General features: G+C 68.3%; 17 protein-coding genes, 1 tRNA gene and 1 pseudogene. 14 read left to right on the top strand and 5 right to left on the bottom strand.

Features of this window, described 5'->3' with window-relative positions; genetic code table 11:
- The first annotated feature begins 31 nt into the window (after positions 1–31).
- On the top strand, positions 32–1,345 hold the full coding sequence (bioA, locus tag IQ220_RS06550) for an adenosylmethionine--8-amino-7-oxononanoate transaminase (protein ID WP_228008951.1): 1,314 nt from the start codon (positions 32–34) through the stop codon (positions 1,343–1,345).
- A gap of 19 nt (positions 1,346–1,364) precedes the next feature.
- Here the strand turns inward: bioA and IQ220_RS06545 are convergent, their stop codons facing one another.
- The gene (locus tag IQ220_RS06545) at positions 1,365–2,006 is read right to left on the bottom strand and encodes a histidine phosphatase family protein (protein WP_193913842.1); all 642 of its coding nucleotides are present in this window, start codon (positions 2,004–2,006) and stop codon (positions 1,365–1,367) included.
- A gap of 223 nt (positions 2,007–2,229) precedes the next feature.
- On the opposite strand from IQ220_RS06545, the gene IQ220_RS06540 reads away from it, so the two are divergent.
- The 3 genes from IQ220_RS06540 (at position 2,230) to IQ220_RS06530 (ending at position 5,546) form a co-directional block, all read left to right on the top strand.
- Complete coding sequence (locus IQ220_RS06540; RefSeq protein WP_186696854.1) at positions 2,230–2,511, top strand: 2Fe-2S iron-sulfur cluster-binding protein; 282 nt, start codon at positions 2,230–2,232, stop codon at positions 2,509–2,511.
- A 119-nt stretch (positions 2,512–2,630) separates the two neighbouring features.
- Positions 2,631–5,057 (top strand): glycogen/starch/alpha-glucan phosphorylase, encoded by a 2,427-nt coding sequence (locus tag IQ220_RS06535; protein ID WP_193913841.1) that lies wholly within the window; start codon positions 2,631–2,633, stop codon positions 5,055–5,057.
- Between the two features lie 177 nt (positions 5,058–5,234).
- The gene (locus IQ220_RS06530; protein WP_186696856.1) at positions 5,235–5,546 is read left to right on the top strand and encodes an RNA-binding protein; all 312 of its coding nucleotides are present in this window, start codon (positions 5,235–5,237) and stop codon (positions 5,544–5,546) included.
- Positions 5,547–5,694: 148 nt separating this feature from the next.
- Here the strand turns inward: IQ220_RS06530 and IQ220_RS06525 are convergent, their stop codons facing one another.
- The 3 genes from IQ220_RS06525 to IQ220_RS06515 all read right to left on the bottom strand — a co-directional run bounded on the left by IQ220_RS06525 (position 5,695) and on the right by IQ220_RS06515 (position 9,545).
- The gene (locus IQ220_RS06525) at positions 5,695–6,495 is read right to left on the bottom strand and encodes an acyl-CoA desaturase (protein ID WP_193913840.1); all 801 of its coding nucleotides are present in this window, start codon (positions 6,493–6,495) and stop codon (positions 5,695–5,697) included.
- A gap of 114 nt (positions 6,496–6,609) precedes the next feature.
- Positions 6,610–7,059: a helix-turn-helix domain-containing protein gene (locus IQ220_RS06520; RefSeq protein WP_193913839.1), complete on the bottom strand. Its 450-nt coding sequence runs from the start codon at positions 7,057–7,059 to the stop codon at positions 6,610–6,612.
- A 317-nt stretch (positions 7,060–7,376) separates the two neighbouring features.
- The gene (locus IQ220_RS06515; RefSeq protein ID WP_193913838.1) at positions 7,377–9,545 is read right to left on the bottom strand and encodes a glutamine synthetase III; all 2,169 of its coding nucleotides are present in this window, start codon (positions 9,543–9,545) and stop codon (positions 7,377–7,379) included.
- A gap of 484 nt (positions 9,546–10,029) precedes the next feature.
- Between IQ220_RS06515 and IQ220_RS06510 the strand changes: the two genes are divergently transcribed.
- The 6 genes from IQ220_RS06510 to IQ220_RS06485 all read left to right on the top strand — a co-directional run bounded on the left by IQ220_RS06510 (position 10,030) and on the right by IQ220_RS06485 (position 14,253).
- Positions 10,030–10,281, top strand: coding sequence for a DUF2811 domain-containing protein (locus IQ220_RS06510; protein ID WP_186700588.1), 252 nt, complete (start codon positions 10,030–10,032; stop codon positions 10,279–10,281).
- A 19-nt stretch (positions 10,282–10,300) separates the two neighbouring features.
- Positions 10,301–10,684 carry a DoxX family protein gene (locus IQ220_RS06505; protein ID WP_193913837.1) on the top strand — a complete coding sequence of 128 codons (384 nt, stop codon included), beginning with the start codon at positions 10,301–10,303 and terminating at the stop codon, positions 10,682–10,684.
- 77 nt (positions 10,685–10,761) lie between these two features.
- Positions 10,762–11,373 carry a sigma-70 family RNA polymerase sigma factor gene (locus IQ220_RS06500; protein WP_228008950.1) on the top strand — a complete coding sequence of 204 codons (612 nt, stop codon included), beginning with the start codon at positions 10,762–10,764 and terminating at the stop codon, positions 11,371–11,373.
- Positions 11,373–12,104 (top strand): anti-sigma factor, encoded by a 732-nt coding sequence (locus tag IQ220_RS06495; RefSeq protein WP_193913834.1) that lies wholly within the window; start codon positions 11,373–11,375, stop codon positions 12,102–12,104. The genes IQ220_RS06500 and IQ220_RS06495 overlap by 1 nt, the downstream gene beginning before the upstream one ends.
- Entirely contained in the window at positions 12,104–13,117 is a 1,014-nt protein-coding gene (gene arsS / locus IQ220_RS06490; protein WP_193913832.1) for an arsenosugar biosynthesis radical SAM (seleno)protein ArsS, read from the top strand. The genes IQ220_RS06495 and arsS overlap by 1 nt, the downstream gene beginning before the upstream one ends.
- Before the next feature lie 26 nt (positions 13,118–13,143).
- Positions 13,144–14,253: a methyltransferase domain-containing protein gene (locus IQ220_RS06485; RefSeq protein WP_193913830.1), complete on the top strand. Its 1,110-nt coding sequence runs from the start codon at positions 13,144–13,146 to the stop codon at positions 14,251–14,253.
- A 62-nt stretch (positions 14,254–14,315) separates the two neighbouring features.
- Here the strand turns inward: IQ220_RS06485 and IQ220_RS06480 are convergent.
- Positions 14,316–14,387 (bottom strand) — tRNA-Lys (locus tag IQ220_RS06480).
- A 136-nt stretch (positions 14,388–14,523) separates the two neighbouring features.
- Between IQ220_RS06480 and IQ220_RS06475 the strand changes: the two genes are divergently transcribed.
- From IQ220_RS06475 to crtH, 4 genes and pseudogenes are all read left to right on the top strand, one after another.
- Positions 14,524–15,030 carry a gamma carbonic anhydrase family protein gene (locus IQ220_RS06475; RefSeq protein WP_193913828.1) on the top strand — a complete coding sequence of 169 codons (507 nt, stop codon included), beginning with the start codon at positions 14,524–14,526 and terminating at the stop codon, positions 15,028–15,030.
- A gap of 80 nt (positions 15,031–15,110) precedes the next feature.
- Positions 15,111–15,233 (top strand): photosystem II protein Y, encoded by a 123-nt coding sequence (locus tag IQ220_RS06470; protein WP_186696866.1) that lies wholly within the window; start codon positions 15,111–15,113, stop codon positions 15,231–15,233.
- Between the two features lie 28 nt (positions 15,234–15,261).
- Positions 15,262–16,638: an FADH(2)-oxidizing methylenetetrahydrofolate--tRNA-(uracil(54)-C(5))-methyltransferase TrmFO gene (gene trmFO, locus IQ220_RS06465; protein ID WP_193913826.1), complete on the top strand. Its 1,377-nt coding sequence runs from the start codon at positions 15,262–15,264 to the stop codon at positions 16,636–16,638.
- Between the two features lie 140 nt (positions 16,639–16,778).
- Positions 16,779–18,319: pseudogene (crtH, locus tag IQ220_RS06460) on the top strand (carotenoid isomerase).
- The last annotated feature ends 83 nt before the right edge of the window (positions 18,320–18,402 follow it).

The following is an 18,402-nucleotide window of genomic DNA, read 5'->3' as shown; positions in this document are numbered from 1 at the left end:
CCGGCACGCAGCCCGTCTGAGACAGCCCACCATGCAGCTGAACGTGCCGCTGACCATGCCGCAGGACTTCGATCCTCAGCCCCGCTGGCATCCGCACCTGTGGCACCCCACCACCCAGGTGGCCACGGCGCCGGTGCCCCTGCGGGCCGTGGCCGGCCGTGGCGCCCTGCTGGAGCTCGATGACGGCCGCACCCTGATCGACGCCATCAGCAGCTGGTGGGTGACCCTGCATGGCCATGCCGAGGCCAGCATCGCCGCGGCCGTCAGCGCCCAGAGCCAGGCCCTCGAGCAGGTGATCTTCGCCGACTTCAGCCATGGCCCGGCCGAGCGGCTGGCGGAGCGGCTCAGCGCCCTGACGGGGCTGGAGCGGCTCTTTTTTTCCGACAACGGCTCCACGGCAGTGGAGGTGGCCCTCAAGATCGCCTGGCAGTGGTGGCACAACCAGGGGGCGGAGCGCCGCCAGCTGGTCGCCTTCGAGGGGGCCTACCACGGCGACACCGTGGGGGCCATGGCCGTGGGGGCCCGCTCCCTGTTCACCACCCCCTTCGATACATGGCTGTTCTGCGTGGCCCGGGTCGACTGGCCCCACACCTGCTGGCACGACGCCAGCGTGGAGACCAGGGAACAGGCGGCCCTGGAGGCCCTGGAGCGGGCCCTGGCCGTGCCCACGGCGGCGGTGATCCTGGAACCCCTGATCCAGGGAGCTTCCGGCATGGCGATGGTGCGGCCGGCCTTTCTGCAGGCGGTTGAGGCGAGGGTGCGGGCCAGTGGCGCCCTGCTGATCGCCGATGAGGTGATGACCGGCTTCGGCCGCAGCGGCGCCCTGTTCGCCTGCCAGCGGGCGGGCCTCCAGCCCGACCTGATGGCCCTCTCCAAGGGGCTCACCGGCGGCTTCCTGCCCATGGGGGTGACCCTGGCCAGCGAGCGGCTCTACCAGGGCTTCGTCAGCAGCGACCCGATGGCCACCTTCTTCCATGGCCACAGCTTCACCGCCAATCCCCTGGGTTGCGCGGCCGCCCTCGCCAGCCTCGACCTGCTGGAGGCCTGCCCGGAGCGCTACGGCAGCTTCGAGGCGCGCCACCGGCCCCGGCTGGAGGCCCTCAGCCGCCACCCGCTGGTGCGGCGTCCCCGCTGCCTGGGCACCGTGGCGGCCTTTGACGTGGCTGTGAACCAACCGGGCTACCTCAGCGCGGTGGGCCGCCAGATTCAGCGCCACTGCCTGGCGGAGGGGGTGTACGTGCGACCCCTCGGCAACGTGGTGTACCTCCTGCCGCCGCTCTGCCTCGACGAGGCCCAGCTGGAGCGCTGTTACAGCGCTCTGCACTCAGCTCTCGATCAGCTCTGAAACAGAGCCGAAGCCCCCGTCAGCCGGGGCCCGCCACGGGGGCATTCCAGCAGCCCAGAGCCGGGATGCCCCGATACCACGAGAGCACTGAGCGTGAGGAGGTGTCGAGCAGCAGCTGGGCACCGGCCGCCGCCGGCAGCTCCAGCCAGCGGGCCGCCAGCACCCGCAGCAGGTGACCGTGGGCGAACAGCACCACCGGCCCCTCGGCCGCGCGGGCCCTGGCGATCACCCGATCCGCCCGGCGGGCCACCTGGCCCGGGGATTCCCCCTCCGGGCAGCCATGCCGGAACACCAGCCAGTCCGGCGCCTCGGCGTGGATCTGGTCTGTGGTCAGCCCCTCGTAGCGGCCGTAATCCCACTCCCTCAGATCGGGGTCGATGACGGCCCGCTCCGCCAGCCCCGCCAGGGCACAGGTCTGGCGTGCCCGCTGCAGCGGGCTGCAGAGCACCAGGGCGAAGGGCCGCGCCGCCAGGGCCGGCTGCAGCTGACGCGCCTCGGCTTCGCCCCGCGCGCTGAGCGGCAGATCGGTGCGGCCGGTGTGCTGGCCCGAAAGGCTCCAGGCGGTCTCGCCGTGGCGCACCAGCAGCACCTCGTGGGGCGTCGCAGCAGCTGGCGGGGGTGGCTGGCGACCAGAAGGAGGGGGCGGAGCCGGGGCGGTCATCGCTCAGGGGCCTGCGGCGGCGGTAATGGGCTACCAGCCTGCCGCCGGGCCCGAGCGACTGAGGGCCGAGCGGTGTGTCCCTGCTCCCCCACGCCCCATCGGGGCACGGGGGAGGGAAGCCAATGTGATCGAATCATCACAGCGGTGTTCCCGATCACAGGATGGGAACGGCGCCGGGGATGCAATGGAGTTCTCCCACCGAGCGCCCCTGGGCTCCCTTGCCATGGCCAGCTTCACCATCAGCCTCGACGACGGCCGCAGCTTCAGCTGCAGCGACGACACCTACATCCTGGATGCGGCTGAAGAGGCGGGCATCGATCTGCCCTATTCCTGCCGGGCCGGCGCCTGCAGCACCTGTGCCGGCAAGGTGCTCAGCGGCAGCGTCGACCAGTCGGACCAGAGCTTCCTGGACGACGAACAGATCGAAGCCGGCTTTGCCCTGCTGTGTGTGAGCTACCCCCAGAGCGACTGCTCAATCAAGCCCGACATGGAGAGCGAACTCTGAGCTGCCCCGACGAGCCCTGACCCGCTTCCCTCACAGGGCCGGCCTTCTGTAGTGATCCCGACAGCACCAAGCTGGCGCCAGAAGCAGAACGGATCTTCTTTCAGCCCGTCCCGGCTCCCATGGCCGATCCCAGCTCCATGAGCCGAAGCTGCTTCATCCACCGGCCCCTGGCCGAAGACATGCAGCGGCATCTGTTCTTCAGCCAGGCCAAGGCCCCCTCGCTGGCCACGCGCCACGACCACTACCGCAGCCTCGCCCTGGCGGTGCGCGATCGCCTGCTGCACAACTGGGTCGACACCGCCGAGACCTACACCCGCGCCCAGGTGCGCACGGCGGTGTACCTGTCGGCGGAGTATCTGCTTGGACCTCACCTCGACAACAACCTGGTGAACCTGGGCCTGCGCCAGGAGGCCGAGGACGCCTGTGCCCAACTGGGGCTCGACCTGGAGAAGCTGATCGACGAGGAGCCGGAACCGGGGCTGGGCAACGGCGGTCTCGGCCGGCTGGCCGCCTGTTTCCAGGAGTCGATGGCCACGCTGGAGCTTCCGGCCATCGGCTATGGCATCCGCTACGAGTTCGGCATCTTTCGTCAGCAGATCACCTCCCGGGGCCAGCAGGAGATCACCGATGCCTGGCTGGCCCAGGGCAACCCCTGGGAAGTGATCCGGCCGGAGTGGAGCTACCCGGTGACGATCGGCCAGCACACGGTGATCGGCGTGGCCTACGACACGCCGATCCTCGGCTATGGGGTGCGCACCGCCAACACCCTGCGCCTGTGGGCCGCCGCAGCGCCTGAGGCCCTCGACTTCGCCTCCTTCAACGCCGGCGATTACACCAAGGCCGTGCTGCACAAGATGCAGTCGGAAACCCTCTCCAAGGTGCTCTATCCGAACGACGAGATGGAGCAGGGCAAGCGCCTGCGCCTCTCCCAGCAGATCTTCTTCGTGAGCTGCTCTCTGCAGGACATGTTCCGGATCCTCAAGGGTCAGGGGCTACCCGCCACCGCCTTCCACACCAAGTTCGCCGTCCAGCTCAACGACACCCACCCAGCCATTGCCGTGGCCGAGCTGATGCGGCTGCTGCTGGATGAGCACCACCTCGACTGGGAGACCGCCTGGGGAGTCACCACCGCCAGCCTCAGTTACACCAACCACACCCTGCTGCCGGAAGCCCTCGAAACCTGGGGGGTGGAGCTGTTCGAGCAATTACTGCCGCGCCACCTGCAGATCATCTATGAGATCAACGCGCGCTTCCTGCGCATGGCCCGGATCAAGTACCCGGGCCAGCCTGAGAAGCTGGCGCGCCTCTCATTGATCCAGGAGGGTCCGCAGCGCAAGGTGCGCATGGCCAACCTGGCCGTGGTGGGCTGTCACCAGACCAACGGGGTGGCCGAACTGCACAGCGACCTGCTGCGCCGCCACGTGCTCGCCGACTTCGCCGAGCTCTGGCCCGATCGCTTCACCAATGTCACCAACGGCGTCACGCCGCGGCGCTGGATGCTGGTGTCCAACCCCGGCCTGGCCAGCCTGCTGGATGAGGTGATCGGCAGCCAGTGGCGCCGCGATCTCACCCATCTGCAGGATCTCTCCGGCCACATGGAGGATCCGGGCTTCCTGGCCCGCTGGATGCAGGTGCGTGACGCCTCCAAACAGCGCCTGGTGCACCACATCCACCAGAGCCAGGGACTGCTGCTCGATCCGGCCTCGATTTTCGATGTGCAGGTGAAGCGGATCCACGAATACAAGCGCCAGCACCTGGCGGCCCTGCACGTGGTGGAGCGCTATCTGCGGCTGCGCAACGGCGAGGACCTGCCGCCCCGCACGGTGATCTTCGGGGGCAAGGCCGCTCCAGGCTATGCCATGGCCAAGCTGATCATCCGGCTGATCATCGGCATCGCCGAAATCGTGAACATGGATCCCGCCATGGAGGGCCGGCTGCGGGTGGTGTTCGTGCCGAATTTCAGTGTGAGCCTCGGCCAGAAGATCTATCCCGCCGTGGACCTCTCCGAGCAGATCTCCACCGCCGGCAAGGAGGCCTCCGGCACGGGCAACATGAAGATGGCCCTCAACGGCGCCCTCACGATCGGCACCCTCGATGGCGCCAACGTGGAAATCCGGGACCGGGTGGGCGCCGAGAACTTCTTCCTCTTCGGCCACACCGCTGAACAGGTGCAGGAGTTCGATCAGATGGGCTACCACCCCATGCCCTGGATCGAGAAAGACCCCGTGGTGCGCGCCGCGATCGAGTTGATCGGCGCCGGCCACTTCAGTGAGGGCGATCGCGACCTCTTCCATCCACTGCTGGCCAACCTCACCAGCCACGATCCGTTCAAGGTGATGGCCGACATCGGCGGCTACCGGCTGGCCCAGGAGCAGGTGGATGCCTGCTGGCAGGACCCGACCCGCTGGGCGCGCATGTCGGTGGCGAACACCATGGGCTGCGGCTTCTTCTCCAGCGATCGCTCGATTCAGGAGTACGCCGAGCGGATCTGGAACGTGCAGCCCATCGCCGTGGAGGCCACAACCAACGCCTTCCAGAAGGCCTGAGCCCCTGGGCCAGCTTCCGGAGCGTCCTGCTTCAGTCGTGTAGGGTGAAAGGGATTCAAAAGCAGTCTTCAGCAGGTTTCTCTCCGAAACGGCGGCTCCAACAAGGTTTCTCCACTAGGCCAGCAACTTTTCTCAGGGCTTCGACGAATCGATTCATTGACTCAAAGACCAGATTTCATGACCATTTACGTAGGCAACCTCTCGTTCGACGCTGAGGTTGAAGACGTTCAGCACCTGTTCTCCGAATACGGCGCTGTGCGCAAGTGCACCCTGCCCCTCGACCGTGACACCGGTCGCAAGCGCGGGTTCGCCTTTGTTGAGATGGCCAACGAGGCCGACGAGACCAAGGCCATCGACGATCTTCAGAACGTCGAATGGATGGGCCGCAACATCCGTGTCAACAAGGCTGAGCCCCGCACCGGTGGTGGCGGTGGCCGCCAGTACGCCGGCGCCGGTGGCGGTGGCGGTGGCGGCGGCAGCCGCTGGTGATCAGACCGGTTGACTCGGCTGGTCTCACCAGCTGAGTCAACCGGCACGCACTGATTCAGCTCCCCAAGCCGTCCCTCTCGGGGGCGGCTTTTTGCTGTGACCTGTTGTGTGACTCCCGGCGCCGGCAGGGGCCGCAGTGGCGCCAGCCTCAGCGTGCCCTGGCCAGGAGCGCGTGATCACTCGGCAGCCGCAACTGACTGGCCCAGCCGAGTTTCTGCAGCAGGCGCACGAAGCTGTAGGTGGGATCAGGCAGCCGGCGCACCTTGCCATGGCGCAGCGTGAACCCCTGCCGCACCGAAGCCTGGAAGCCATGGTGCAGGTTGTGCCAACCCTCACCCAGGGTGATCAGTGCCACGAAGCCATTGTTGCGGCTGTCATCGCCCGTGTTGAAGGGCTGGTCGCCGAAGAGGTGGGCCAGGGAGTTGACGCTGGCCACAGCGTGGTAGAGCACCACGGTGCTGAGACAGAACGCGCCCAGCCACTCCAGCCCGCCCAGTTGCCAGGAGAGTGCCGCCAGGGCCAGCACGGGCACCACGTGCAGGCGATCCATCGTGCGCAGCACCGGATCGGCTTCGATGTCTGCCGGGAGTTCGGCAGGGTGGAACTGGGGCGTGAGCAGCCAGCCCACCTGGGAGTGCCAGAAACCGCGCCAGCCGTTGGCGGATTGCAGCGGCGTGTGGGGGTCGGCCGCCGTATCCACATGGCGATGGTGCTGCAGGTGGTGGGCTTTCCACCAACTGGGGCCCATCTGGCCCGAGGAGCAGGCCACCAGGGAGCCGATCCACCACACCATGCGCGGAGCTCGGTAGCTGCCGTGGGTGAGCAGCCGGTGGTAGATGGCGGTGGTGCCGAGCATCCTGAGCAGATAGAGGGCCAAGGCCCAGAGGGCCGCTCCCACACCCAGCCCAGTCCACAGCAGTACGGCGCAGCCCAGATGGATGAGAATCATCAGCTTGGGGCCCAGGCCGTGCAGCAGCCGCCTCAACAGGAAGGGGCGTTGGCCGGCCGCAACAGGGGTTGACAGAACAATCTCACGGACAGGATTGATCCTAGGCAAATGGGCCTAGGCGGATGAGGCCTGCGCCAGCACCAGGGCCGCCCGCTGCGGATGGCCACGGCGAAAGTGGCGATCTTGCTCAGCCCGCCGGCAGGTGAGCAGGAACAGGGGCATGGCGATGCCGAAGGTGGCTTCGAAGCGTGTCAATGTGTCTGGACTGCGCTGCAGGCCACAGGCCAGGATGGCCCTGGTGAGTGAGCGGCAGGGCTGCCTGGTGATGGCCGCAAACAGGCGGTTGAGCCGATGGTGCTGCAGGGCCTCGTAGGGGGTCATGCCCCGCGACTGGTCAAAGCAGAAGTCGAGGCAGGCCTCCGAAATGCCCAGGGCGTCGGCCACTGCGGCCATGGCGATCGGACGCCGGAAATGCAGAGCGAAATAGCCCAGGGCCTGGCCCACCACCAGGCGGCTCAGGGCTGGGCTCGCCGCGGGGCAATCCCTGGGAATGGCGCGGATCAACGGCAGGACTCCCGATCCTGAGGGCATGCCCTCGTCATAGGCAGGACATGACGGGAGCACCAGAAGTGTGGGCTGGAGTGGAACAGATCGATGCCTGCTGCAACCAACCGAATCAGGGCTGATGAGCGCGAATCAGGGCCTGCGATCGGGAAGGTCGCTGGGGCGCAGCACAATCACCACCGCGCCTACCACGATCAGCACGATCAGCACCAGGCCGGCCCCGATCGGAAGCGCCACATCTGGATCCATGGGTCGCTCTGGGCAGGGGGCTTTCGCCATCCTGCCCAGAGCCAACCGAACGTGCGAGCCAGCCAGGCTCAGCGCATGAACAGCATCTCCTGGTAGGTGGGCAGCGGCCAGGCGTCATCGTCGATGAGCTGCTCGAGACCATCGGCGGCGGCGCGGATCTTGAGCATCACCGGCAGCAGCCCATCGGCACAGTGGCGCAGGTGGGCATGAATGCCGTCGGGATGCACCACCATGGCCTCCTCCAGGGCCGTGCAGCCTTCCAGCAATTGCCCGCAAAGCGTCTCCATCGTCTTGAGCATGGAGGTGTCGGGGGACAGGCCCACCTTCTCCTGGCTCTTGATCGAGAAGGCCATCTTGCCCAGGGTGTCCGACACCGCCGGATAGATCTGGGTGCGGGCCAGGCGCACCAGCAGGCGGGCCTCCACCTCGATCGCCTGCACGTACTGCTCGGCGTAGACCTCGAAGCGGCTTTCGAGCTCCAGCGGCGAGAGCACGCCCTGGCGCTCGAACAGGGCCGTCACATCAGGCCGCTCCAGCACCGGCAGGGCGTCGGCGGAGGTGGGCAGGTTCTCGAGTCCACGCTCCTCCACGGCGATGCGGTGCCATTCGGAGGAATAGCCATCCCCCCCGAACACCACATCACCGTGCTGGTTCATGACGTCCTTCATCACCGCCAGGGCCGCCTCATCGAGGCTGCTGCCGGCGGCCATGGCGGCCTCCAGCTGGTCGTTCAACCACTCGAGGGAATCGGCCAGGATCGTGTTCAACACCACCAGGGGACCAGCCACCGACTGGCCGGAGCCAACAGCCCTGAACTCGAAGCGGTTGCCGGTGAAGGCGAAGGGTGAGGTGCGGTTGCGGTCGCCGGGATCCTTGTTGAGCTCGGGCAGGGTGTCGATGCCAAGGGACATCAGCGCCGCCTGGGCCGAACCCTGCAGGCTGCCGGAGCGGATCTGCTGGAACACATCCTCCAGCTGACTGCCCAGATACACCGAGATGATCGCCGGCGGCGCCTCGTTAGCCCCGAGGCGATGGTCGTTGCTGGCGGTGGCGATGGCGGCCCGCATCAGCGGACCGAACAGGTGCACGCCGCGGATCACGGCGGCGCAGAACAGCAGAAACTGCAGGTTCTCGTGGGGCGTGGAACCCGGATCGAGCAGATTGCCCTGGGTGGGGTTGCCGATCGACCAGTTGACGTGCTTACCGCTGCCGTTGACGCCGGCGAAGGGCTTCTCGTGCAGCAGGCAGCTGAAACCATGCCTCTTGGCCGTGCTCTTGAGCACGGTCATGGTGAGCTGCTGGTGGTCGGTGGCCACGTTGGCGGCCTCGAAGTAGGGCGCCAGCTCGAACTGACCCGGGGCCACCTCGTTGTGGCGGGTCTTGGCGGGAATGCCGAGGCGATACATCTGCCGCTCGACGTCCTGCATGAACACCTGCACCCGTTCGGGGATCGCACCGAAGTAGTGGTCATCGAACTGCTGGCCCTTGGCCGGAGGGGCTCCCACCAGGGTGCGACCGGCGAGCTGCAGATCGGGCCGCAGGGCGGTGAAGGCCGAATCCACCAGGAAGTACTCCTGCTCAGCACCGCAGCTGGAGTTCACCGTGGCGATTTCGGTTTCACCCAGCAGCTTCAGCAGGCGCTGGGCCTGCTTGTTCATCGCCTTGTTGGAGCGGAGCAGCGGGGTTTTCTTGTCGAGGGCCTCGCCGGTCCAGGACACGAACACCGTGGGGATGCAGAGGGTGACCCCATTGGGGGTCTCCATCAGATAGGCCGGACTGGTCACGTCCCAGGCGGTGTAGCCGCGGGCCTCAAAAGTGGAGCGGATGCCGCCGTTGGGGAAGGACGAGCCGTCAGGTTCCCCCTGAACCAGCACCTTGCCACTGAATTCGGTGAAGGCTGAACCATCCCCCTGGGCCGAGATGAAGCCGTCGTGCTTCTCCGCGGTGAGGTTGGTGAGCGGGTAGAAGACGTGGGCGTAGTACAGGGCACCGCGGCTTGTGGCCCAGTCCTTCATGGCCTGGGCGACCACATCGGCCACGGAGGTATCGAGCTTGCTGCCTTCGCGGATGCAGCGCTGGATCGATTTGAAGACGTTCTTCGGCAGCGCCGATTTCATCTTCTCGAGCGTGAACACATCGCTGGCCCACAGCTCTTCAAGAGAGGTGGCGGGCGTGGTGGGCACCAGGGGCCGCGCCAGGATCGTGTCGATGGCGTGGAGCCGCGGGTTTGAAGGCATAGTCCGAAAATGGGCTGTGGGTTAGCCAAGCCCGCCGACCATCCCCCCCAATGGCGCGATTGATACAACTCGTCGAAGTGCTTCTGGACCGACGCGGTGGAGCGATGACCAGAAGGCCTCTGGGCCGCTGCGACCGATCACCATTGCTGAGCAATCAACTTTTCCGCCGCTCCTGTGGTTTTTCCCCACTGGCACGCGGGGTTTTCCCCAGCCTTCACGGCGGGCAACCGGCCCAGCGGCGCCGGCGTGGCCAATCTCCGTGGAAAAGCGGTTCTCCCGTTGACGGCCCGGGACTGAGGCCTGACGGACTCGGGGCAAGCCGGCAGCAACTCCCCAGGAAGCCCCATCCCCACTCACTTCTCACCGTGCGTCTTGGCGGGATAGGGCCCTGAGCCACAGCTTTGACGCCGGCCACACGCCATGGCCTGATGGGGTCGAAGCGCGACTGAGCCCCTTGAGCGACACCCCGTTGAGCCGCAGCCCGATGAGCGCCATCCCCAACCATGCCCCGGCCACCGTGTCGATCGAGAACCAGTTCCCCGAAGACCTGTTCGAGGCGATGGGCGAGTTCGTGCGCACCCATCCCCAGTGGGACCAGTACCGGCTGATGCAAGCCGCCCTGGCAGGATTCCTGTTCCAGCAGGGCTGCCAGGATCGGGCCGTGGTGCGTCACTATCTCGACGGACTGTTCCAGCGGGAGAACACCTCCGGCAAGCCGGGATCGGCCCCAGCCTGAACAATCTGCCTGCCCAGCCATGACCCGCTCGTTTTCCTGGTGGGCCGCCCTCGGGCGCACCCTGCTCTGCCTGGTGTTCCTGCAATCCCTGCTGGGCAAGCTGGGGGGCTTCGGGGCGGTGGCAGCCCAGATGCAGCAGCGGGGGCTGCCCATCCCAGCAGTGGTGCTGGCGGTGTCGATGGCCCTGATGGCCGTGGGCTCGGTGCTGGTGATCAGTGGCTGGCGTCAGCGCCTGGGGGCTGCCCTGTTGCTGGTGTTCCTCGTGCCCGCCACCCTGGTGTTCCACACCGCCCTGGAGGATCCCCAGGAACGGATCCAGCTGTTCAAGAATCTGGCCATCATGGGGGGCCTGCTGCTGGTGATTGATCGGGAGGCGCCATCCGATCGGCCTGTTCGCCGGTAGAGGATCCAGACCCGCTCCCTACCAAGACGGCCATGGCGCCCCCGCACCCCCGATCTGCCCAGGGAACAACTGGCGCCTTGAAGCAGCCAGCTGGGCTGCACGCCGGCTCAGCCGACGCGCCGGACCTGGAGATCGACCACGGTGATCTGGCGTCGCTCTACGACGCCTACAGCCCGGCGGTCTACCGCCTGGCCCTGCGGCTCTGCCGCAGCAGCCACGCCGCCGAAGACCTGGTGCACGATGTGTTCCTGCGCTTCTGGCGGCAGGGCAGCTATGACCCCAGCCGGGGGCCCGTGCTGGCCTATCTGCTGCTGCTCACCCGTTCGATGGCCCTGAACAAGCTGTCCCAGCAGCGCAACCGCTGGCAGATCCTGCAGCAGTGGTCCCACCAACTGCTGGGCCACGAGCCCCCCAGCACCCAGCGCTGGGCCGAACTCACCGACCTGGGCGAGCGCATGGCCCTGGCCCTGGGTCAGATCGATCCCAAGCAGCGGCAGGTGCTGGAACTCGCCTACTACCAGGGCCTGAGCCAGTCCGCGGTGGCGGAGCGGCTGCAGATCCCCCTGGGCACGGTGAAGACCCGCTCCCGCCAGGGCCTGCTGGCCCTGCGGCGCCACATGGTCGATTTCCAGGCCGGTCCTGGCCCCGTCGGCCAGCCCAGTCCCCCCTCTCCCTCCCCGCGCCGCTGATGTCCGCACCCGATCTGACACCACCGACCGGCAGCGCTCTCGATGAACTGCTGGCCGGCCACGCCCTTGGCGATCTCGATGAGGCCGAGCAGGCGGAACTGCAGCGCCACCTGGCCGCCGACCCGAGTCTGCAGGTGCGTCTCGACGAGCTCACCACCACCCTGCAGCTGTTGCCCCTGGCCCTGCCGAACCAGGAGCTCCCGCCAGCACGGCTGCGGCGGCGCCTGCTCAAACCGGCTGCCCCCGCCCCGGTCCGGCCCGCGACCGCGCCACGCCCCCGCTGGGCGGGTGTGGCCATGGCCGCCATGGCCGGCGCTCTGGTGCTGATGGGCGTGCAGGTGCAGCAGCTGCGCCACCAGCTGGCCGAACGGCCGCCGACCAGCGGCTCCCCGGGAGATCCCCTGCCCGTGAGCCGCACCATGGCCCTCAAGGGCATGACCCCCAGCGGTGCCGTGAGCGGCCAGGTGGTGGTGCAGGCCGACCAGGGCTACAACCTGTTGCGGCTGAAGGGCCTGCCTGCGCCCCCGGCCCAGCACGTCTACCGCCTCTGGGCGGAGGTGGACGGCCACCAAGTGGGCTGCGTGCAGTTCGTGCCCGACCTGGCCGGCACCGTGTCGATGCCGATTCCCACCGAACCCTCCAGCAGCGCCACCAAGTTGAGCATCAGCCTTGAACCCCTGCGCCCGGGGGGGGATCAGCCCCGGGGTCCCCGCGTCCTCACCAGCGTCTGATGTCCAGCGTGTTCCTCGGCACCAGCACCAGTCCAAGCAACGGCACCAGCAGCGGCAGCAACGGGTTATCGGCAGGGCCGCAGGCCTTTCCAGCCCTGCGGCGCCAGGCCCTCAGCTGCCTGCAGGTGAACCTGGGCTACCGCTGCAACCAGAGTTGCAGCCACTGCCACGTGGGGGCGAGCCCGACCCGCACCGAAAGCATGGATGCCGCCACCGCGGCCCTGATCCCCCAGGTGCTGAAGGCCAGAGGTCTGGGCAGCCTGGATCTCACCGGCGGCGCCCCGGAGCTGCATCCGCTGTTTCGCCAGCTGGTGCGGCAGGCGCGCCAGCTGGGGGTGACGGTGATCGACCGCTGCAACCTCACCATCCTCAGCGAACCCGGCCAGGAGGACCTGGCGGCCTTCCTGGCCGACCAGGAGGTGGTGGTGGTGGCCTCCCTGCCCTGCTACTCCGCCGACAACGTGGATCGTCAGCGCGGCGATGGCGTGTTCGAGCGCAGCATTGCCGGCCTGCAGCAGCTCCAGGCCCTCGGCTACGGCGAGCAGGGCTCAGGCCTGGTGCTGAACCTCGTGTACAACCCCCAGGGGGCCGCCCTGCCGCCGCCCCAGCAGCAGCTGGAGGCGCAATACAAGCAGGTGCTGGAGCGCGATTTCGGCCTCCGCTTCAACCAGCTGTTCGCCCTGGCCAACATGCCGATCCAGCGCTTCGCGGCAGTGCTCAAGGCCAGCGGCCAGCTGGAGGGCTACCTCGAGCTGCTGCGCTCCAGCCATCGCGACGCCAACCTGGATGGCGTGATGTGCCGCTCGCTGATCAGCGTCGACTGGCAGGGGCAGTTGTTCGACTGTGACTTCAACCAGATGCTCGACCTGCCTGCCGGCGGCAGTGACAGGCCCAGGCTCCACCTGAGGGATCTGCTGCGGCTGGATCCCAGGCACCAGCCGATCGCCGTGGGCGAGCATTGCTTCGGCTGCACCGCCGGCAGTGGCTCCAGCTGCAGCGGCTCCCTGGCCTGACGCCACCCGGACTCCTTCCTCTCGCCATGACCACCACCAGTGACCGGGCCGCCTGCGACGCCGCCCAGCCCGACCAGGACCTCAGCCGCCAGGTGCAGCACTATTACGGCACGGTGCTGAGCAGCAGCGCCGACCTGCGCACCAGTGCCTGCTGCGACGCCACCGCCCTGCCGGCCGACCTGAAGCCACTCCTGGCCCGCCTCCACCCCGAGGTGCTGGCCCGCTACTACGGCTGCGGCCTGGTGATGCCCCCCCTGCTGGAGGGCGCCCGGGTGCTGGATCTGGGCTGCGGCAGCGGCCGCGACGTCTACCTGCTCGCCCAGCTGGTGGGCCCCACCGGCAGCGTGGTGGGGGTGGACATGACCGCCGAGCAGCTGGCGGTGGCCCGCGAGCACCAGGCCTTCCATGCCGAGCAGTTCGGCTTTGCCAACGTGCAGCTGCTGGAGGGGCGGATCGAGCAGCTCGACGCCCTGGGGCTTGAGCCGGGCAGCTTCGATGTGGTGGTGTCCAACTGCGTGGTGAACCTGAGCACCGACAAGCGGGCGGTGCTCAGCGGCGTGCGCCGCCTGCTGCGGCCGGGGGGAGAGTTCTATTTCGCCGATGTCTATGCCGACCGGCGGGTGCCCGAGGCGCTGCGCCTCGATCCGGTGCTCTACGGCGAATGCCTCGGCGGCGCCCTCTACTGGAACGACTTCCTGCGCCTGGCCCGCCAGGCCGGCTTTGCCGACCCGCGCCTGGTGGAGGACCGTCCCCTGGCGATCACCGACCCGCAGCTGGCCGCCCGCACCGGCGCACTGCAGTTCTTCTCAGCCACCTACCGCCTGTTCCACTGCGACAGCCTCGAGGACGCCTGCGAGGACCATGGCCAGGCGGTGATCTATCGCGGCAGCGTGCCGGGCCAGCCCCATCAGCTGGACTTCGACAAGCACCACAGCATCGAGACCGGCCGGGTGTTCCCGGTGTGCGGCAACACCTACCGGATGCTGGCGGAGAGTCGCTTCGCTGAGCACTTCAGCTTCATCGGCGACTTCAGCCGGCACTACGGCCTGTTTCCCGGCTGCGGCGGCACGCTGCCCTTTGAGCCCGGTGGCCGGGAGCTGCCCACTGCCGGGGCGGAAGCGGGCAGCTGCTGCTGAGCAGTCGAGCGTCTGCAGACAGATCAGCGGCGCCGCTGGATCAACGCCGCGTCGGATCGCAATGGGTCGCCTGAGATTCGAACTCAGGACCAATCGGTTAAAAGCCGAGTGCTCTACCGCTGAGCTAGCGACCCGCGCCCTTGGGGCACCCATGGAACGTATCACCCCGTGGCGACCTCCTCCAAACAGCACAGCGGGCGGGTTCTGGAGCCCGGAAAATGGCTCCGACCCAGTCCGCCAGTTCGCCACCCCAACCTCCGGCATTCGACCATGGCTCCCCTCCCCTGGCCCGACCCCACCATCCACCCCGACGCCTGGGTGGCCCCCAGTGCGGTGGTGATCGGCGCCGTAGAGCTGGCTGAGGGGGCCAGCCTCTGGCCCACCGCCGTGGCCCGCGGTGATCTCTGCGCCATCCGCATCGGTGCCGGCAGCAATGTGCAGGACGGGGCTGTGTTGCACGGCGATCCTGGCCAGCCCGTGCTGATCGGCGCCGGCGTGACCATCGGCCATCGGGCCGTGATCCATGGCGCCACCCTGGAGGACGGGTGCCTGATCGGCATCGGCGCTGTGGTGCTCAACGGCGTGACCGTGGGACGGGGAGCCCTCGTGGGGGCTGGATCGGTGGTGACCCGCGATGTGCCGTCCGGCGCCGTGGTGATGGGGGCCCCGGCCCAGGTGAAACGCCAGCTCAGCGAGGAGGCGATGGCCGAGCAGCTCGACCATGCCCGCCACTACCGGGAGCTGGCCATGGTCCATGCCGGGCGCGAGGCCACCTAACAAAACCAATCAGAGCACCAGCCCGGAGGCACCACAGCGGCGGCCTGTCCTTAAGATCACCAAACTTCCCTCTGCCCTCCATGGACGCTCGGCTGGTGCTGGTTGCCGCTCCGATCCTGCTCGCTGCAGGCTGGGCCGTGTTTCACATCGGCCGCGCTGCCGTGGGCCAGCTGCAGCTGATGATCAGGCGCGCCCGCGCCTGAGTTCACGGCAGACCAAACCGATTCCTCCGTGCCCTCTGAGCAGCCAGTGATCACCGTGGTAGGGGCTGGCCTGGCGGGCACGGAAGCTGCCTGGCAGATCGCCAGCGCAGGTCTGCCCGTGCGGCTTGTGGAGATGCGGCCCTTGCGCCACTCCCCAGCCCACCACAGCGCTGAATTCGCCGAGCTGGTATGCAGCAACAGCTTCGGCGCCCTCTCCAGCGACCGGGCGGCCGGGCTGCTGCAGGAGGAACTCAGGCAGCTGGGTTCGCTGGTGATCGCCATGGCCGATCGCCATGCGGTGCCCGCCGGTGGCGCCCTGGCGGTGGATCGGGGCCGCTACAGCGCAGCCCTCACCGCCACCCTGGAGCAGCACCCCCTGGTCAGCGTGGAACGCCGCGAGCAGACCGACCTGCCGGGGGCCGACGCGATTGCCGTGCTGGCCACCGGCCCCCTCACAAGCGAGCCCCTGGCCGACGATCTGCGCCGCTTCACCGGCCGGGACGACTGCCACTTCTTCGATGCCGCCAGCCCGATCGTGGCTGGGGAGAGCATCAACCTGGAGGTGGCGTTCCGGGCCTCGCGCTACGACAAGGGCGACGCTGACTACATCAACTGCCCGATGGATCGGCAGCAGTTCCTCGCCTTCCGCGAAGCCCTGCTCAGCGCCGAACAGGCCGAACTCAAGGACTTCGAGCAGCAGAGCGCCACCTTCTTCGAGGGCTGCCTGCCGATCGAGGAGCTGGCCCGCCGCGGCGAGGACACCATGCGCTATGGCCCGCTCAAGCCGATCGGACTCTGGGATCCCCGCTGGGGCGATCTGTACGACCGCGACGTGCGCCGCGCCAAACGGGCCTACGCCGTGGTGCAGCTGCGCCAGGAAGACAAGGACGGCCGCCTGTGGAACCTGGTGGGCTTCCAGACCAACCTCAAATGGGGCGAACAGAAGCGGGTGCTGCGGCTGATTCCCGGACTTGAGCAGGCGGAGTTCGTGCGTTTCGGTGTGATGCACCGCAACACCTTTCTCGAGGCCCCGCAGCTGCTCGATGCCACCCTGCAGTTCCGGCGGCGCCCCAACCTGCTGGCCGCGGGCCAGATCACCGGCACCGAGGGCTACGCCGCGGCGGTGGCCGGCGGCTGGCTGGCCGGCAGCAACGCCGTGCGCCTGGCACGGGGCCAGCAGCCCCTGAGCCTGCCGCCCACCACGATGATCGGCGCCCTCACCCACTTCATCGCCGAGGCCCCCAGTGGTCGCTTCCAGCCGATGCCGCCGAACTTCGGGCTGCTGCCGGAGCTGCCCCAACGCATCCGCGACAAGCGCCGCCGCTACGGCGCCTATCGCGACCGGGCCCTGGAGGCCCTGAAGCCCTTCGTTCAGCGGGAGCTGGCGGGCCTGGCCGCCTGCTGAGACGGCCCAGCCTGTCGAGCTGTGGGTGGACCAGCCGCTCAGGTCCCAGCTGGCGATCGGGCCGGATGTGCAGTTCCCCGCGCCAGACGCCACGGCTGGTCTCGGTCCTAGGGTCGCGCCCTGTTGAGAGCGAGACCACGGTGGAGCGGCCAGAGTGGGACGCGATTGTGATCGGCTCCGGCATCGGTGGGCTGGTCACCGCCACCCAGCTGGCTGCCAAGGGCGCCAGGGTGCTGGTGCTGGAGCGCTACCTGATCCCGGGCGGCAGCGGCGGCAGCTTCAGGCGCGAGGGCTACACCTTCGATGTGGGCGCCTCGATGATCTTCGGCTTCGGCGAGAAGGGCCACACCAACCTGCTCACCCGCGCCCTGGCCGATGTGGGCGAGCACTGCGCCACGGTGCCCGATCCAGCCCAGCTGGCCTACCACCTGCCCGATGGCCTGGAGGTGGCGGTGGACCGTGACTACGACACCTTCATCGCCGATCTCACCGCCCTGTTCCCCCACGAGGCCAGGGGCATCCGCGCCTTCTATGACACCTGCTGGCAGGTGTTCCGCTGCCTCGATGCGATGCCGCTGCTGTCGCTGGAGGATCCCGCCTACCTGGCCAAGGTGTTCTTCAAGGCGCCGCTGGCCTGCCTGGGGCTGGCCCGCTGGCTGCCCGAGAACGCTGGAGCGGTAGCGCGGCGCCACATCCGCGATCCGGCGCTGCTCAAGTTCATCGACATGGAGTGCTTCTGCTGGTCGGTGATGCCGGCGGATCTCACGCCGATGATCAACGCCGGCATGGTGTTCTCCGACCGCCACGCCGGCGGCATCAACTACCCCCGCGGCGGCGTCGGCACGATCGCCGAGAAGCTGGTGGCGGGCCTGGAGCGCCACGGCGGCACGATCCGCTACCGCTGCCGTGTCACCCGGGTGCTGCTGGAGAACGGCCAGGCCGTGGGGGTGGAGCTGGCCGATGGCGAACAGATCCACAGCCGCCGGGTGGTGAGCAATGCCACCCGCTGGGACACCTTCGCGGGGGAGGATTCGCCGCGAAGCACCCTGGTGGAGGCGGCTGACACCCCCGCCGCCGAGGCCACCTGGCGGCGGCGTTACAAGCCCTCCAGTTCCTTCCTCTCCCTGCACCTCGGCATCGACGCCGCCCTGGTGCCCGAGGGCTTCCACTGCCACCACCTGCTGCTGGAGGCCTGGGAGGCGATGGAGGCCGAGCAGGGGGTGGTGTTCGTGTCGATGCGACGCTGCTCGATCCCTCCCTGGCGCCTGAGGGCCGCCACATCCTGCACAGCTTCACCCCCAGCGCCATCGACGCCTGGAGCCAGCTCAGCCCGGGCGCCTACGCCGCCAAGAAGGAGGCCGATGCGGCGCGCCTGATCCAGCGGCTGGACACGATCCTGCCTGGCCTCAGCGGCGCCATCCGCCACCGGGAGATCGGCACCCCCCGCACCCACCGGCGCTTCCTGGGCCGCAGCGGCGGCAGCTACGGGCCCGTGCCGGCCCTGCGGCTGCCGGGGCTGCTGCCGATGCCCTTCAACCGCACCGGCGTCAGCGGGCTCTACTGCGTGGGCGATTCCTGCTTCCCCGGTCAGGGCCTCAACGCCGTGGCCTTCAGCGGCTTCGCCTGCGCCCACCGGATCGGTGCCGACCTGGGGCTCAACCCCTGGGCGCTGCCGGCCTGAGCAACGGGGCATACCCAACTGGCCGGTGACGCCTCTGCCTGGCGCCCTTGTGTTTGAAGGTATCACCCCTGCAAGGGGCGGGA

The sequence above is a fragment of the Cyanobium sp. LEGE 06113 genome, assembly GCF_015207615.1.
This window is presented reverse-complemented; position numbering and strand designations above follow the sequence as displayed.

Bases quoted from the DNA above. Each gene is read 5' to 3' on its own strand.
- arsS (WP_193913832.1), top strand. From the start codon at position 12,104: ATGTCCAGCGTGTTCCTCGGCACCAGCACCAGTCCAAGCAACGGCACC.
- bioA (WP_228008951.1), top strand. From the start codon at position 32: ATGCAGCTGAACGTGCCGCTGACCATGCCGCAGGACTTCGATCCTCAG.
- IQ220_RS06530 (WP_186696856.1), top strand. From the start codon at position 5,235: ATGACCATTTACGTAGGCAACCTCTCGTTCGACGCTGAGGTTGAAGAC.
- IQ220_RS06475 (WP_193913828.1), top strand. From the start codon at position 14,524: ATGGCTCCCCTCCCCTGGCCCGACCCCACCATCCACCCCGACGCCTGG.
- IQ220_RS06540 (WP_186696854.1), top strand. From the start codon at position 2,230: ATGGCCAGCTTCACCATCAGCCTCGACGACGGCCGCAGCTTCAGCTGC.
- IQ220_RS06545 (WP_193913842.1), bottom strand. From the start codon at position 2,006: ATGACCGCCCCGGCTCCGCCCCCTCCTTCTGGTCGCCAGCCACCCCCG.
- IQ220_RS06510 (WP_186700588.1), top strand. From the start codon at position 10,030: ATGAGCGCCATCCCCAACCATGCCCCGGCCACCGTGTCGATCGAGAAC.
- IQ220_RS06485 (WP_193913830.1), top strand. From the start codon at position 13,144: ATGACCACCACCAGTGACCGGGCCGCCTGCGACGCCGCCCAGCCCGAC.
- IQ220_RS06515 (WP_193913838.1), bottom strand. From the start codon at position 9,545: ATGCCTTCAAACCCGCGGCTCCACGCCATCGACACGATCCTGGCGCGG.
- IQ220_RS06470 (WP_186696866.1), top strand. From the start codon at position 15,111: ATGGACGCTCGGCTGGTGCTGGTTGCCGCTCCGATCCTGCTCGCTGCA.
- IQ220_RS06525 (WP_193913840.1), bottom strand. From the start codon at position 6,495: ATGATTCTCATCCATCTGGGCTGCGCCGTACTGCTGTGGACTGGGCTG.
- IQ220_RS06505 (WP_193913837.1), top strand. From the start codon at position 10,301: ATGACCCGCTCGTTTTCCTGGTGGGCCGCCCTCGGGCGCACCCTGCTC.
- IQ220_RS06535 (WP_193913841.1), top strand. From the start codon at position 2,631: ATGGCCGATCCCAGCTCCATGAGCCGAAGCTGCTTCATCCACCGGCCC.
- IQ220_RS06495 (WP_193913834.1), top strand. From the start codon at position 11,373: ATGTCCGCACCCGATCTGACACCACCGACCGGCAGCGCTCTCGATGAA.